The organism is Stenotrophomonas sp. STEN018 (genome assembly GCF_056760235.1).
In genome coordinates this window covers 1-15,756 of record NZ_JBRREK010000073.1, presented here as the reverse complement: position 1 = coordinate 15,756, position 15,756 = coordinate 1, and the positions used below count along the sequence as shown (strand labels likewise).

Sequence of the window (15,756 nt, the reverse complement as noted above, 5' to 3'; positions counted from 1 at the left end):
TTGGTGCATTCTGGGCCGGCCCCTTCTGCCCGGAATAGCCGCGCCATGCGCGGGTGGGGCGTTCCCGGCAAACCCGCTGGGGGCGGGGCGTACGCCGCGAAACTGGCAATGTCTGGTTGCAGGGGGATTTTGCAATCTGACGGCATGGGAGCTTCGCGGCTTAACCCGCTCCCACAAATATCGTGCGGCCTACGTATGGCCGGTAACGCCTCTGCCGAGCATGGCTCGGCACTACCGCTTGAGCCCCTCTCCCGCAAGCGAGAGAGGGGTTGGGGTGAGGGCGGCTTTTCGCTGGTAAGGCCTCTGCCGAGCATGGCTCGGCACTACAGTTTGCCGGGGGCAAAAAAACGGCGCCGAGGCGCCGTTTTTCTTAGAGGCCGTAGCCGAACTGCTGCTTGAACTGGTCGTTGAACTCAGCGAAGTCGAAGCGCTGGTTCTGCGTGCCCGGGTGCTCAACCTTGAGCGCGCCCATCAGGTTGCTCATGCGGCCGACGGTCAGCCAGTCCATGCCCTTCTCGATGCCGAAGATCAGGCCGGCGCGGAAGGCGTCGCCACAGCCGGTCGGGTCGACCACGCGGCGCTCGTGCGCCGGCGGGATGTCGAAGGTCTTTTCCGGGGTGTGGATGATTGCGCCGCGCGGGCCCTGGGTAGTGATGTAGGCCTTGGTCCGCGACACGATGTCGGTCTCGTTCCAGCCGGTGCGCTCTTGCAGCAGGTTGGACTCGTAGTCGTTGACCACCACGTAGTCGGCCTGCTCGATGAACTCGCGCAGTTCCGGGCCGTTGAACAGCGGTAGCGCCTGGCCCGGGTCGAAGATGAAGGGGATGCCGCATTCCACGAATTCAGCTGCGTTCTGGATCATGCCTTCGCGGCCATCCGGGGCAACAATGCCGAAGCTCACGCCCGGCACGTCGCGCACGTGGTTCTCATGCGAGCGCATCATCGCGCCCGGGTGGAAGGCGGTGATCTGGTTGTTGTCGTGATCGGTGGTAATGAAGCACTGCGGGGTGAACATGTCTTCCAGCACCCGGACCTGGCTCAGGTCGATGTTCATGCGCTCGAAGTGCTCGCGGTACGGACCGAAGTCCTGGCCGACGGTGCCCATCGGGATCGGGCTGCCGCCCAGCAGCTTCAGGTTGTAGGCGATGTTGCCGGCGCAGCCACCCAGCTCGCGACGCATGCGCGGAACCAGGAATGACACATTCAGGATGTGCACCTTGTCCGGCAGGATGTGGTTCTTGAACTGGTCCGGGAACACCATGATGGTGTCAAAGGCAAGGGAACCACAGATCAAAGCGGACATTGCGAACAGGCCTATACGTAAAAGGAAAAAGCCGCCGCGCACGCGCAGACGACCCGGCGCGACTGCGCGCCAAAGTGCGTAAGGTTACCGGCTGCGGCGGTCCACGGCCACAAGCAAGGATGTACCGCAGCTGCCCGGAGTGGTCGGAAGCCCAGAATTCACTAGGATTTTCCTTGCTCGGGCGGGGGTGGGTTGATAGGCTAACTGCCCTCATTTTCTGCCCATTTTTTCGCCAACCGGCGTGGGCACGACACCCGTCAGGATCACTTCCCAGATGTTCAAGAAGCTGCGTGGCATGTTCTCCAATGACCTGTCCATTGACCTGGGCACGGCCAACACCCTTATTTATGTGCGCGGCCAGGGCATTGTGCTGAACGAGCCGTCAGTCGTGGCTGTGCGCCAGGACCGTGCTATCGGTGGCACCCGTTCGGTGGCTGCCGTCGGCGCCGAGGCCAAGCAGATGCTCGGCCGTACCCCGGGCCATATCACCACCATCCGGCCGATGAAGGATGGCGTCATCGCCGACTTCACCTATACCGAGGCGATGCTCAAGCACTTCATAAAGAAGGTGCACAAGTCGCGCGTGCTGCGTCCGAGCCCGCGCGTACTGGTCTGCGTGCCGGCTGGCTCCACCCAGGTCGAGCGCCGCGCCATCAAGGAATCGGCCGAAGAGGCCGGTGCGCGTGATGTGTTCCTGATCGAAGAGCCGATGGCTGCTGCGATCGGTGCCGGCATGCCGGTCACCGAGGCGCGTGGTTCGATGGTCATCGATATCGGCGGCGGCACTACCGAAGTTGCGGTCATCTCGCTGAACGGCATTGTCTATTCGGCCTCGGTGCGTATCGGTGGCGACCGTTTCGACGAATCCATCACCAATTACGTGCGCCGCAACCACGGCATGCTGATCGGTGAAGCCACCGCCGAGCGCATCAAGGTGGAGCTGGGCTGCGCCTACCCGCAGGCGGAAGTGATCGAGATGGAAATCTCCGGCCGTAACCTCGCCGAGGGCGTGCCGAAGATGATCAAGATCAGCTCCAACGAGGTGCTTGAAGCCCTGCACGAGCCGCTGTCGGGCATCGTCTCGGCCGTCAAGCTGGCGCTGGAGCAGACCCCGCCGGAACTGTGCGCCGACGTCGCCGAGCGCGGCATCGTGCTGACCGGTGGTGGCGCGCTGTTGCGTGACCTGGATCGCCTGATCTCCGAAGAAACCGGCCTGCACGTGCAGGTGGCCGACGATCCCTTGACCTGCGTGGCCCGCGGTGGCGGTCGTGCGCTGGAGTTGGTGGACATGCACGGCAACGAGTTCTTTGCGCCGGAGTGAGCCGCAGGGAATAGGGGCGGGGGAAGCGAGGACTGGTGGCAGGGTTTCCTGCCTCTGGTTCCACTCTCCAGCGCCTGCTTCCCCGAACCATCGGCGTGGCGCCAGTCGCGCCGTTTCCATACCTGATTCTTCATTTCCCATTCCCAGCCTTCTGTCGTGCCCCCTTACGCCGGTCCTCCCGTAGCCTCCCGTCAGGGGGATGCCAGCAGCACGCTGCGTCTGCTGGCGTACCTTGCCTTGGCCATTACCTTGATCGTGCTGGATGACCAGGGCGGCTGGATGTCGCGTCTGCGCGCCCAGGCCAATGTGCTGGTGCAACCGGTGTGGGCCTTGGCTGGCGTGCCAGGGCGAGTGGGGGCTTCGGTGAAAGACAACGCGGCCAGCCATAACCAGCTGGTCAACGAAAACCGCGAGCTGCGCAATCAGCTGCTGGTCGCCAACGCGCGCCTGACCCGCCTGCAGACCGCAGCGCTGGACAACGCGCAGTTGCGCGAGCTGCTCAACGTGGCTGAGCGCAATGGCCTGGACGTGCAGCTCGCGCCCATCCTCGATATCGATCTGGATCCGGTCAAGCAGCGGCTGGTGCTGGATTCGGGCAGCCGCGCCGGCGTGCATGTCGGCCAGGCAGTGATCGATTCCGGCGGCCTGATGGGCCAGGTGATCGCGGTGACGCCGGCGCATTCGACCGTGTTGCTGCTGACCGACCCGGACCATGCGGTGCCGGTGGCGGTGGCACGCAATGGCGTGCGCCTGATTGTCTACGGCCGTGGCGACCGTCTGGAACTGCGTGATATTCCGCTCAGTGCGGGCGTGGAGGTGGGCGATGAGATCGTCACTTCCGGTCTGGGCGGGCGTTTCCCGGCAGGCTTCCCGGTCGGCAAGATCCTGAAACTGCGCCCGGACGACACCCACGCCTTCCTGGTCGGTGAGCTGGAGCCTGCAGCCAAGCTGGACCGCGGCCGCAATGTGCTGCTGCTGCGGTCGGTGCCACCCCTGCCGCAACTGCCGGACAGCGATGCAAGTGGCCCGGCACTGGAAGCCACGGCGGCGGGCGGCCCATCCGCGGCCCCGGCCAACCGCATGGGCGCGGCAGCTGCCGTTGTTCCTGCTACTGCCAATGCCACCAGTGCGTCCGTACCGGCAGCGGCGCAGGCCCAGAGCCGCACGCCAGTGACCGAGCCGGCCGCCGCTGCAGGCCAAGCGCCCGCTCCGGCAACAGCGCCGGTCGACGGATCAGCAAACCCGACAGCGCCTGTGACTACCGATAACCCGACCCCGCCGCAGGTGCGCCCATGAGTCGTCTGCGCACCAAGGGCTGGGTGATGCCGGTCAGTTTCGTGCTGGCCTTGCTGTTTGCACTGATTCCGCTGCCGGAGCTGCTGTTGCCGGCGCGCCCGTATTGGCTGGCGCTGGTGTTGGCTTATTGGGTGATCGAAACTCCGGACAAGGTCGGGCTGGGCTTCGCCTTCAGCATCGGCCTGCTGGCCGATGTGATGTTTGGTGGCATTCTGGGTGAGCAGGCACTGCGGCTGGTGGTGATGGCCTTCATCCTGCAGCGCTTCCGTGCCCGCATCCGCTTCTTCCCGTTGTCGCAACAGGCCTTGGCGATGGGCGGGCTGTTGTTCAACGACCGCGTGATCGATGCTGCCATCCACCTGCTGGTGGGTGAGCCGATGCTGCCGTGGAGCTATTGGGTGGCGCCGCTGCTGGGCATGGCCTTGTGGTTGCCGCTATATGTGCTGCTGGATGCGGTGCGGCTGGGCAAGCGCGGGCGCTGACGATGGCTTCGCGCCGCCAGAACAAGAATACGCACGCAGAGGCCGAGCAGTTCCGGCGCCGTGCCGCGATCGGCTTCCTTGGTGTGCTGTTGACCCTGGGTTTCCTCGCTGGCTGGTATTTCAAGCTGCAGGTGCTGGACCACGACATCTACGCCACCCGTTCCGAAGCCAACCGCATCAAGGCGCGGCCGGTGGTGCCGGGGCGTGGGCTGATCTACGACCGTAATGGCCGCCTGCTGGCCGAGAACGTGCCGGCTTTCCGCCTGGACGTCACCTCCGACAAGGTCCAGGACATGGACGCTACCTTGGCTGGGCTGCAGAAGATCTTCTCGCTCAGCGAAGAGGACATCGAGCGCTTCAAGCAATCGCGCAAGGCGCGCCGCGGTTTCATGCCGGTGACGCTGAAGTTGCGGGTCAGCGACGAGGAGATGGCGCGCTTCGCGGTGGACCGCTGGCGCTACCCGGGCGTCGAGCTGGAACCCTATCTGACCCGGCGTTATCCCTACGGCGATCTGTTCGGCCACATCATCGGCTACGTCGGCCGGGTCGATGACAAGGATCTGGAAGAGCTGGGCGAGGGCAATGCGGCGCTGACCCATATCGGTAAGTCCGGGCTGGAGCGTTTCTACGAAACCCAGCTGCGCGGCAAGATCGGCTATGAGCAGGTCGAGACCAATGTGCAGGGCCGTGCCATCCGCACCATCGGCCGGGTGCCGGCGCAATCGGGCACCGACCTGCGCCTGTCCATCGACGCCGACCTGCAGCGGGCAATGGTCGCTGCGTTCGGTGAGCAGGAAGGTTCGGCGGTGGCGATTGATCCGCGTACCGGCGAAGTCCTGGCGATGGTCAGCCTGCCGTCCTACGACCCCAATCTGTTCGTCAACGGCATTTCCCACGCTGACTTCAAGGCACTCAACGAGAACCCGTCGCGGCCGCAGTTCAACCGGCTGGTGTTGGGCGGTGTGGCGCCGGGCTCAACGGTGAAGCCTTTCCTCGGCCTGGCTGGCCTGGACAGCGGCCTGCGCCGGCCCGAAGACAAGATCCTGTCGCGCGGCATGTTCTACCTGCCCGGCGTCAGCCGTGGCTGGGGTGATGCCAACCGTGGCGGCCATGGCTGGACCGATCTGCGCAAATCGATCACGCAGTCGGTCAATACCTATTACTACCAGCTCGGTATCGACATGGGCATCGAGCGCTACGACGACTACATGGGCAACCGCTACGGCTTTGGCCAGCCCACCGGCATCGATCTGGCCGGCGAGATCGGCGGCATCCTGCCGTCACCCGCAGCCAAGCTGAAAGCCAACAAGGAGCGCTGGTATCCCGGTGACACCGTCAATGCCAGCATCGGACAGGGCCTGTGGAAAGTAACGCCGCTGCAACTGGTGCGTGGTGTTGGCGGCTTGGCCACTGGCCAGCTGCGCACGCCGCACCTGGTGATGGAACAGCGCGCCGGCTTCGACCATGACTGGGCGCCGACGCAGCAACCGGCGAGCAAGCCAATCAGCCCCACTCCGGCCAATGTGCAGGTAGTACGCGAAGGCATGATGGGCACCATGCAGCCCGGCGGCAGTGGTTGGCGCTCGGCTGCCGGTGCGCAGTACCGCATGGCTGGCAAGACCGGTACCGCGCAGGTCATCAGCCGCAAGGGCACCGCCGCATTGAATCCGCGCAGCCTGCCGATGCATCTGCGCCACCGCGCGCTGTTCGTTGGTTTTGCGCCTGCCGAGGAGCCAGTCATCGCAATTGCCATCGCGGTGGAAGGCGGCGGCTACGGTGGTTCTGCCGCCGCGCCGATCGCGCGCAAGGTGTTTGATGCCTGGTTGCTCGGGGTGATGCCCGAAGGCCTGCAGCCGCTGGATGCCGAGCGCGGCACGGTGGCGGTGGGCGTGACGACGTTTGATACCGAAGATGCCAGCTGGCGTGCGCGCGGCGAGCTGGTTGCGCCGCAGTTCGCTGATCTGCCGATCATGGTCGGCGCTCCCGCACCGCAGCCAGGTGTGCCGCCGCAGCCTGCGCCCGATGCGCTGCCGGGCGTGGCGCCGGCAGTTGCGCGTCCGGTGGTGCCGGCGGCAACGACAGCGGAGATGGGCCGATGAGGGATTTCCTGCGCTGGGCGTTGGAGATGGGTCAGCGGCTGACCCGGGGTTTGGACTGGCCGCTGCTGTTTGCCTTGCTGGCGTTGATGGCTATTGGCTTGTCGGTGCTGGACAGCGCTGGCGGCAGTGGGCTGGTGATGGCGCAGGCCGCACGCTTTGCGGTCGGCCTGGCGGCGATGTGGGCGATCTCGCGGGTGTCGATCCTGCGCATCCGTGCGTGGACGCCGATGATCTATGCGCTGTCGATGCTGCCGCTGCTGGCGGTATTCGTGCTCGGCACCGGCAAGTACGGGCGGCAATGGTTGAACCTGGGTTTGTTCTACCTGCAGCCAGCCGAGTTGTTGAAGGTGAGCTTGCCGATGATGGTGGCCTGGTATCTCAACCGGATGCCCTTGCCACCGCGGATTCCGGTGGTGCTGGTGACAGCGGTGATCATTGGTGTGCCGACCGGGCTGGTGATGCTGCAGCCGGACTTCGGCACCGGCGTGCTGATCGCCGCCAGCGGTGCCTTCGTGTTGTTGCTGGCCGGCCTGCCGTGGTGGTGGGTTGGCGTGGGCGTCGGCGGCGTTGCTGCCGTCGCACCGGTCGCCTGGTTCTGGCTGCTGCGGCCGTACCAGAAGGACCGCATCATGATGTTCATGGACCCGGAGAGTGATGCGCTTGGCGCGGGTTGGAACATCATCCAATCCAAGATTGCCATTGGTTCCGGCGGCCTTACCGGCAAGGGCTGGGGGCTCGGCTCGCAGTCACACCTGAACTTCATTCCCGAGCAGACCACCGACTTTGCATTCTCGGTACTGAGTGAAGAGTACGGCTGGATCGGCGTGGCGATCGTGCTGGCCTTGTACCTGTTCGTGATTGGCCGCTGCCTGTGGATCGCGGTGGATTCGCGCGATACCTATTCGCGGCTGCTGGCCGGCGCTACCGGTCTGGCGTTCTTCGTCTACATCCTGGTCAACGGCGGCATGATCTCCGGATTGTTGCCGGTAGTGGGCGTGCCGATGCCGTTGATCAGTTATGGCGGCACCTCGGCGGTGTCGTTGTTGGCCGGCTTCGGGCTGGTGATGGCGGTACGTGCGCACCGGCCGGTGCATGGCGGCTAGCGCAATGCTGTTGCGCGGATCGCCTATTGATCCGCGTCAATATTGCGAGCTTTGATCCAGATCAAACACCTGGCTTTACTAAACCTTCACACTACGCCCCGTCACCGGCGCGTTGCCCGCGCTGTGATTGTCGGCTCGCCGTATGGGGCAGCTGGCAGGTTGGCATCTGGCGGGATGACGGGGGGAGCCGTCGTCCCGGGTCCTCCGGACGCTGACGCGAGTGTCGGTCATCTCAGCGGGATGGGGAGATGGCCGACATTCCTTTTTTGCTTGGCCCACGTGGTCACGGTCCTTGCCGAGCCAGATTGCCGGTCACCGTAGGCGGCGACGCGTCGCCTATTCATCGGATGGCGTGAATCCGAGCGGGTTAAGGCGCTGGCGGCCGTAGCGTATTTTCCGCTTCAATCTTGTTGTGTTTCATGGTGTTATTGCGGGAAATTCATCTTTGACCTGCTAATCTCGCCCGATGATTAGACGCGCCCTGGTTTGCTGCCTCACCCTCGGCATGGTTGCCTGCGCAACCCAGCCGAAGTCTCCTACACCTGCGCCGGCCCCGGCGGCAACTCCGGTCAAGCCGAGCACTGGCCCGGCCGAAGCCGTACCCGAGGCCAAGGCCGCGTTGCCGCCGGTCGACCTGACCCCCGTGCCATTCGAAACCGCCCGCGCCAATTTCGTGCGCGATACCGCGGCCAAGTACCGCATCGACCCGGCCTATATCGAAGCCACCCTGGCCCAGGCGCAGATCCGCGAGCCGATCATCGCCGCGATGTCGCGCCCGGCCGAGCGGGTCAAGCCGTGGAACGAATACCGTCCGATGTTCATCACCCAGGCGCGTATCGACGGTGGTCGCGCGTTCCTGGCCGAACACCGCGATGAACTGATGCGGGTGCAGGAACGCACCGGCGTGCCGGCCGAGGTGATCGTCTCCATCATTGGTGTGGAAACCAGCTACGGCCGCAATGCCGGCAACCACCGCGTGCTCGATGCGCTGTACACGCTGGCCTTCAAATACCCGCGCACCGGCGACCCGGCCAAGCTTGAGCGAGAAGTGCGCCGCGAGCTGTTCTTCCGTGACGAGCTGGCCAAGCTGTTCGAACTGAGCGCGCTGGAAAAGCTCGACATCACCACGCTCAAGGGCAGCTATGCCGGGGCGATGGGCATGGGCCAGTTCATGCCGTCCAGCTATCTGGACTACGCGGTGGACGGCAATGGCGACGGCCGCCGTGACCTGTTCAACAGCTACGACGATGTGTTCTCGTCCATTGCCAATTACTTCGTCAAGAAGGGTGGCTGGATCCGCGGTGGCACCGTTGCGGTACCGGCCACGCTGCAGGCTGGCTTCGAGGAGTTCAATCCCACCGATTGGACGCCGACCTACACCGTCACCGAACTGGCAGCACGTGGCTACCAGCCGGTCACGCCGGTACGTGCGGTGAATGCCAAGGCCACTCCGGTAACGCTGGAAGGCAGCGATGGCAAGCAGTACTGGCTGGGCTTCCAGAACTACTACGCGATCACCCGTTACAACATCTCCAAAATGTACGCGATGGCCGTTTTCCAGCTGTCCCAGGCGATCGCCGGCAAGGAGCTTCCCCCGGCATGAATATCAAGTGGCTGGTCCCTGCGTTGATCGTGCTCGGGCTGGCCGCCTGCAGCAGCGCGCCCAAGAAGTCGGCCCATGGCACGAACGGTGCCACCTCATCAGCGCGCCCGGCGACGGTAGTGCATGGGCATGGCAATGCACGCGGTGAATGCCCGGAGGGCTCGCCCTATGCCAAGGCGCAGGAAGACCTGTCCACCCGTGGCAACTACACCGCCGGTGGTCTGTACAAGCCGGGGGTGAACGACACCACCCCGAGCTACATACCCAACGTGAACTGCATCCCCGAGCCGCTGGTGACCAATGAAGCGCGCTCGGCGGTCGGCAACAGATCGCCGTACACGGTGCTGGGCAAGCAATACCAGATCATGGACCGGGTCGATAACTACGTGGAGCAGGGTACCGCCTCCTACTACGGGCAGAAATTCCACGGCCGGCTGACCTCCAACCGTGAGGTGTACGACATGTACGCCTTCACTGCCGCGCACAAGACCTTGCCGTTGCCGAGCTTTGCGCGGGTGACCAACCTGGACAACGGCGAGTCGGTGATTGTGCGGGTCAACGACCGCGGTCCGTTCCACGACGGCCGCGTGATCGATCTCAGCTATGCCGCTGCAGTGCGGCTGGGCATCACCCAGCGCGGTACCGGCCGGGTGGAAGTGCATGGTCTGACCCCGGGCAGTGAGAACCTGCAGGCTTCCGGTGACAGCCGTCGCGCACGCCGCGAGCGTGCCGCGGCTACCGTAGCTGTTGCCGCACCGGCGGCGCGACCGGCCCCTGTCACGCCTAGCCGCATGGATCAGCTGGTCGAAAGACTGCCGGCACCAGCCGTGGCGCCGGCGCGCCCTGTGGCCGGCAATGCCGATCATTTCGAAACCTGGATGAAGGACAACAACGTGCGTGTCGCCACCGGTCGTCCGGCGGTTACCAGTGCTGCCAGCACAGCGTCGGCTCCGGTAAGCGTGCAGGCGCTGCCTGCATCGTCGGAGTTGTTGCAGTTCACCCCGCCGCCGGGTGTTGTGGTTGCTGCCGCGCCGGTGCCGAAAACCGTGCCGACGGCGCAGCCGGACCCGGCCGCGCGCGCGCTGGGCTCGATCCTGCTCCAAGTCGCCAGTTTCTCCAGTCGCGACAATGCCGCGCGGGCCTTGGGCCAGCTGGCTTCTGCGGGTATTGTCGGAGCCAGCCTCAGTGACATTGTCAGCGGCGGCCGTACCTTGTGGCGCCTGCGCGTGCCGGCCACTGACAGCAGCAGTGCCACGGAACTTGCCGGGCGTATTGCCGGTCTTGGATTTGGCCTGCCGCAAGTGGTCCGCGATTAACCCCAGCACACCGGGGTGCCACCGGCTGGCTGGTGTCGCCCTACAATGACTCCCCGAATTTTTCTTCCTCGTCCATCAGGAACCGTTGTCCGATGAAATTCCGTTTTGCCGCCGCTGCACTGGCCACCACGCTCGTCGTGGGTCTGGCTTCCGCCCAGACGCCCGCCCCGACGCCCACGCCAACACCGGCCGCCGCTGCCGCTCCGGCCCAGGTGGCGACGCCGCCGGCCCCGGTTCCGACCACCTCTTCGGCATGGGTATTGATGGACTACGCCACCGGCCAGGTGCTGGCGGGCGAAAACATCCATTCGCCGCTGCCACCGGCCAGCATCACCAAGGTGATGACCTCCTACGTGCTGGCCGCGGAAATGAAGAACGGCAAGATCAAGCCTGACGACCAGGTGATGATGAGCGAGCGTGCCTGGCGTGAAGGCGGCGCAGGGACAGACGGCAGCTACAGCGGTTTCCCGGTCAACCAGACGGCGCGTCTGGAAGACATGGAAAAGGGCATGGCGATCCAGTCCGGCAACGACGCGGCCATCGCCTTGGCCGAGCATGCGGCCGGCAGTCAGGAAGCCTTTGCGGCGCTGATGAACAGCTACGCGGCCAAGATCGGCATGAAGGATTCGCACTTCGTCAACGCACACGGTCTGAATGCCGAGGGCCACCAGTCCAGTGCTTACGATCTGGCGTTGCTGGGCCGCGCCTTCGTGCGCGATTACCCGGAGACCTATGCGTACAACAAGATCAAGGAATTCACGGTAGGCAAGATCACCCAGCCGAACCGCAACCTGCTGTTGTGGCGCGACCAGAGCGTGGACGGCATCAAGACCGGCCACACCTCGGCTGCCGGTTACTGCCTGCTGAGTTCGGCTCAGCGCGGTGATCAGCGTCTGGTAGCGGTGTTGATGGGCGGTGCATCGGAGAAGCAGCGCGCTGATGACAGCCTGGCCTTGTTGAACTGGGGTTTCCGCTTCTTCGAAACCCATCGCATGTATGAAGCTGGCAAGGCGGTGACCACGCAGCATGTGTGGAAGGGCGCGGCCGACGAGGTGCAGTTGGGTGTGGCGCAGCCGATGTTGGTGAGCGTGCCGCGCGGCCGTTACAACGATCTGAAGCCGTCGATGGATGTGCCGAAGCAGTTGGTGGCGCCGATTGCCGCAGGTCAGCAGATTGGTACGGTCAAGGTGTCGCTGGATGGCAAGGTAGTTGCCGAGGCGCCGTTGGTGGCCGTGCAGGCGGTGGAAGAGGGTGGTTTCTTCAAGCGTCTGTGGGATGCCTTCATGATGTGGTGGAAGTCCGAGTAAGGGCTTTCACAGGCTGAAAAGCCGAGCGGCGTTGCGGTGTTCTGTCGACTGGAGTTCAGGTCGATGGAACGCAGCAACGCCGCTTTTGTTTTGTCTGTTGAGTGGCGCGGCTCTGCTCAGCCCCGTTTCTTTGCCAAGCTCCGCTGAGCTCTCTTCCTTTGCCAAGTGCAGCTCTGCTCCCTCCCTTTGCCGCAGGCAAGGGGAGGGTTGGGGAGGGGAAGCTTTAGGCGTTGAAGTTGCCGTTGCCATTGCCGTTGCCGTTGCTTTTGACTTACCGGGCCCCTTCCGCAGCGACGGAGCCAGTGGGAAGAACCCGAAGGGCGACGTGCATGGATGCACGTCGTTTTTCGCCACGACAAGGATGTCGTGTCGAAAAATCCCGCTGCCTCCGCGCCCACGCCGCTGCGCGACGCGGGTCCACTCCGCTGGCAGGATTTTTCGACGATACATCCTTGTATCGTCGAAAAACGACGCACATCCATGTGCGCCGCCCCGTTCGGGGTCTTGTCTGCCAGCTCCGTCGCTGCGGAAGGGGCCCGGTAAGTCAAAAGCTGAAGAACAAAAACCGGAGCAAAAGCTGTGGAGCAAAAGCTGTGGAGCAAAAGCGCCCTCACCCCAACCCCTCTCCCGCACGCGGGCGAGGGGCTCGGAATGCTTCGGCTGCTGGTGCTGTAGCCGCACGCGGGATAGGGGCTCGGAATGCTTCGGCTGCTGGTGCTGTAGCCGCACGCGGGATAGGGGCTCGGAATGCTTCGGCTGCTGGTGCTGTAGCCGCACGCGGGATAGGGGCTCGGAAAGCGTCGGCGGCTAGTGCACTGGCCCCGCGCCCCCGGGGGGGGGGGGGGGTGGGGGGGGCGCGCCGGGGGGGCGGGGGGGCCCCCCGGGGCGGGCGGGCTGCCCCCGCCCCCCCCCCCGGGGGGGGGGGTGGGGGGGGGGGTGGGGGCCGCCTTTCGCTTTGTGGCACCACATGGCGATTGGGCCGCATTTGCTAACACCCGCCATCAAAGCGTGCGACTGATGGTGAAGCTGCCAAATACCGGCATTTCCTTCTGTCCGTCAAATTCGCGGGTACGGTGGTAACGGGCCAGGGCGAACTTCCACTTGCCGCGCATCACCGCTGCGCCAAATCCGATGTCACCGACGAACGGTCGCTTGTCTACGCTGTGACTGTTGCGGAAGGTGTTGCCGTCCAACGTGATGTCACGTACTACCCAGCGTGCATCGCTGGTAATGAATAGATGGCTGGACCAGCCTTCAGCACGTCCGCGGCGTGTCGGTGCAGTGTTTTCACCGGCTGGTCGCATCGGTGAGCTGCCGAAGTCGTCGGGGAGCTTCCAACCGAAGCGTACTTCGCCGCCTACATTGGCGTAGGTGGCAAGGTTGCCGATGGCACCACCCCAATGGCTGATCGCGTCCCAGCCCCAACCTTCACTACTGCTCTCGGTGGGCCAGCGCTGCATGCGCTCATGCAGAAATTTGAATACCGGCTCGTTGTGCAGCTGGTTATCCCAGCCCTTGAATTTGTCATCACCCAATATGCTGTGTACGGCATCCTGTGCCTGCTTGCCCTGCGCAAATGGGCCGAGCATTCCCAATGCCAATTGGGTGGTCCGCAGGTGGTTGCCGCTGCGCGCGTTATAGCCAAAGTTGACCAGCAGTACCGCCGCATAGGGGCGGTCTTCTTTGATCAGGTCGCTGCGGGTTCTATCGGTAGGGGTGAACAAGCCCTGGCCGAAGCTGAAGATCATGTTCTGCTGCTGGAATTCGCCTGGGTGCAGGCTTTCCAGGTGATGATTCATCCAACGCGCCAGACGCGGCAGGCACGGGTCGTTGGTGTAGTCCTGCAGGTTGGGTGAGACCAAAGTAAACATCACGCCGTTGGTATAACCCTGATCTTGATGTGCGCCGCCGAGCAGGTCATTGTCGACGCGGAAATTGATAGCAGGCGGATGATCACTCAATGCACTTTGTGCGCACTGCTCGGTTGCCAACGCAGGTGTGCCGACAAATCCACCAGTCATCAGCAACAGCAGTCCAACACCGGATTTCATTTGCAGATCTCAACGCAAGCAGAAGTGACATGCAGCTTAGTAGCCTGTTGTTGAGCGGCATATCGCTACCGAGCGGACAGATTGTTGTGAGTGTGGCGGTGGATTTTTCCGTGCGAGTGCGTGCAATGCGCAATCGTAGGAGTGCTGCCAGATGCAGCAGGGAACGTGCAGGTAGTGCAGGTCAGTGGTTGGCTGCCCCCTATTCAGCTGTGCGTATTTCGTGCTGATCGCGGACATCCGCCGCTGATGGCTCCGCCGACGTGGTCTGCGATGTGGTCGAGCCAAGTGCAGGCGTGCAGCAGTTGGCCACTGGCGAAACCTTGGTGCAGCGGCGCATGGCGCGGCTGCTGTCCGGTGCCAGCAATCAGGCTGCGGTGGTGGCGGAGCTGAAAACCGGGATGTTGTTGTTCCCCACCGCGGCGGCGCCGACGGCAGCATGCTCAATGTCGAGGGCGAAATGGGCAACAAGGGCTGGGCGCCGGCAGCGGCGGTGGAAACCGCGCAGTAGGTCGGTGGGTGAAGGTCGCAGGAGCTCCCGGCGGCCCTGTTTGAGACGGTTCTGGGCGGTGGCCTGCGCCTGTTAGGAGACCCCTCTCACAAAAACGTCATGCATCCTGAGGCCCGTCTGGGTTAGGATTCCGGCGGACCGGACCGTGCTCGTCTGCTAGGTAACATCAGGGACAGAGTCTTACCGCAAGGTCTCTAAGCCAAAGGAACGCACCTCGTAAGGTGCAGGTTAAATGGGGAAGTATTAGATGCGTAACGTTTTTTCGCCGCTCACTGCAGCGGTCATTACTCTGGGCATCGCTGCGGCTGTCAGCAGCCAGCCGGCCCAGGCAGCATTCAAGGCCAAGGGCACCCAGGCACAGGAACAGCGTCAGCAAGCAGCTGCGCAGATTCCAACCTGCCAGCGTCCGATCGGCACCTTGTCGGTGATAGAACCGGAAGATTCCACCAACTGGTGGACCGGCCAGCAGTTGCCGGCGCCTTCGCGTCTGATCAAGGCTTTCGTCAACCGTTCGCGTTGTTTCACCCTGGTGGACCGAGGTGCCGGTATGGCCGCGGGCCAGTTCGAGCGTGAGCTGGCGGCCAGTGGCGACCTGCGTGGTCGTTCCAACGTCGGCAAGGGCCAGATCAAGGCCGCTGACTACGTGATGATTCCGGATCTGGTCTCGCAGAACAGCAATGCCGGTGGCAATGCCATTGGTGGCCTGCTCGGTGGCCTGATCGGTGGTCGCGCCGGTGCCTTGGTGGGTGGTTTGAATTTCACCAGCAAGACCGCTGACGTGGTGCTGACCGTGACCGACGTGCGCTCGTCGGAGCAGGTTGCCATCTCCGAAGGTTCGGCGCGCAAGAGCGATATGGGCTTTGGTGCCGGTGGCGGCCTGTTCGGCGGCAGCGGCCTGGGTGCAGCTGGCGTTGGCGGTTATGCCAACACCGAAATCGGCCAGGTGATCACCATGGCCTACCTGCAGGCCTATACCGACATCATCGCCCAGCTGGGTGGTTTGCCGGATAACGCTTCTGCCGCAAATGCGCAGCAGGCGGTGACGGTGACCCGTGCGGGTCGTCTGCTGGCCAACGCCCGTGGTACCGGCGCGCCGGTACGCACCCTGGAAGCCGGGATGATGCTGTACCCGACCGGCACCAAGGAAGGCGTGATGTGGGAAGTCGAGGATGAGCTGGGCAACCGCGGTTGGGTGTCGTCCACCCTGCTGCAGCTGTCCAAGTAAGTTCCGGGTTACCCCGCAGAAAGGCCGCGCAAGCGGCCTTTCTGGTTTTCGCCGGAATTGTAGTGGGGGGGGGGGGGGGGGGGGGGGGGGGGGGGGGGGCGGGGGGGGGGGGGGGGGGGGGGGGGGGGGGGGGGGGGGGGGG

At 64.2% G+C, this 15,756-nt stretch carries 11 protein-coding genes; 9 read left to right on the top strand and 2 right to left on the bottom strand.

The features are described 5' to 3' along the window. Nucleotides 1–370 precede the first annotated feature (370 nt). Nucleotides 371–1,303, bottom strand: a complete 933-nt coding sequence (locus ACVOMB_RS19020) for a carbohydrate kinase family protein (protein WP_481532620.1) — start codon at nt 1,301–1,303, stop codon at nt 371–373. 274 nt (nt 1,304–1,577) lie between these two features. Between ACVOMB_RS19020 and ACVOMB_RS19015 the strand changes: the two genes are divergently transcribed. From ACVOMB_RS19015 to ACVOMB_RS18980, 8 genes are all read left to right on the top strand, one after another. After that, nucleotides 1,578–2,624 carry a rod shape-determining protein gene (locus ACVOMB_RS19015; RefSeq protein ID WP_005419402.1) on the top strand — a complete coding sequence of 349 codons (1,047 nt, stop codon included), beginning with the start codon at nt 1,578–1,580 and terminating at the stop codon, nt 2,622–2,624. A 156-nt stretch (nt 2,625–2,780) separates the two neighbouring features. After that, nucleotides 2,781–3,920: a rod shape-determining protein MreC gene (mreC, locus tag ACVOMB_RS19010; RefSeq protein ID WP_481532619.1), complete on the top strand. Its 1,140-nt coding sequence runs from the start codon at nt 2,781–2,783 to the stop codon at nt 3,918–3,920. Then, nucleotides 3,917–4,402, top strand: a complete 486-nt coding sequence (mreD, locus tag ACVOMB_RS19005; protein ID WP_481532618.1) for a rod shape-determining protein MreD — start codon at nt 3,917–3,919, stop codon at nt 4,400–4,402. Before mreC ends, mreD begins: the two co-directional genes overlap by 4 nt. A 2-nt stretch (nt 4,403–4,404) precedes the next feature. Then, nucleotides 4,405–6,501 (top strand): penicillin-binding protein 2, encoded by a 2,097-nt coding sequence (gene mrdA / locus ACVOMB_RS19000; protein ID WP_481532617.1) that lies wholly within the window; start codon nt 4,405–4,407, stop codon nt 6,499–6,501. Beyond that, nucleotides 6,498–7,604 carry a rod shape-determining protein RodA gene (gene rodA / locus ACVOMB_RS18995; protein WP_481532616.1) on the top strand — a complete coding sequence of 369 codons (1,107 nt, stop codon included), beginning with the start codon at nt 6,498–6,500 and terminating at the stop codon, nt 7,602–7,604. The genes mrdA and rodA overlap by 4 nt, the downstream gene beginning before the upstream one ends. A 466-nt stretch (nt 7,605–8,070) precedes the next feature. Continuing rightward, complete coding sequence (gene mltB, locus ACVOMB_RS18990) at nt 8,071–9,207, top strand: lytic murein transglycosylase B (RefSeq protein ID WP_481532615.1); 1,137 nt, start codon at nt 8,071–8,073, stop codon at nt 9,205–9,207. Further along, complete coding sequence (locus tag ACVOMB_RS18985) at nt 9,204–10,523, top strand: septal ring lytic transglycosylase RlpA family protein (RefSeq protein ID WP_481532614.1); 1,320 nt, start codon at nt 9,204–9,206, stop codon at nt 10,521–10,523. The genes mltB and ACVOMB_RS18985 overlap by 4 nt, the downstream gene beginning before the upstream one ends. A gap of 92 nt (nt 10,524–10,615) precedes the next feature. Beyond that, on the top strand, nt 10,616–11,830 hold the full coding sequence (locus ACVOMB_RS18980) for a D-alanyl-D-alanine carboxypeptidase family protein (RefSeq protein ID WP_481532613.1): 1,215 nt from the start codon (nt 10,616–10,618) through the stop codon (nt 11,828–11,830). A 1,001-nt stretch (nt 11,831–12,831) separates the two neighbouring features. On the opposite strand, the gene ACVOMB_RS18975 is transcribed toward ACVOMB_RS18980, so the two are convergent. Continuing rightward, a complete protein-coding gene (locus tag ACVOMB_RS18975; RefSeq protein WP_481532612.1) occupies nt 12,832–13,881 on the bottom strand; it encodes a lipid A deacylase LpxR family protein in 1,050 nt (349 codons plus the stop codon). A 755-nt stretch (nt 13,882–14,636) separates the two neighbouring features. Between ACVOMB_RS18975 and ACVOMB_RS18970 the strand changes: the two genes are divergently transcribed. Continuing rightward, on the top strand, nt 14,637–15,614 hold the full coding sequence (locus ACVOMB_RS18970; RefSeq protein WP_481532611.1) for a CsgG/HfaB family protein: 978 nt from the start codon (nt 14,637–14,639) through the stop codon (nt 15,612–15,614). The last annotated feature ends 142 nt before the right edge of the window (nt 15,615–15,756 follow it).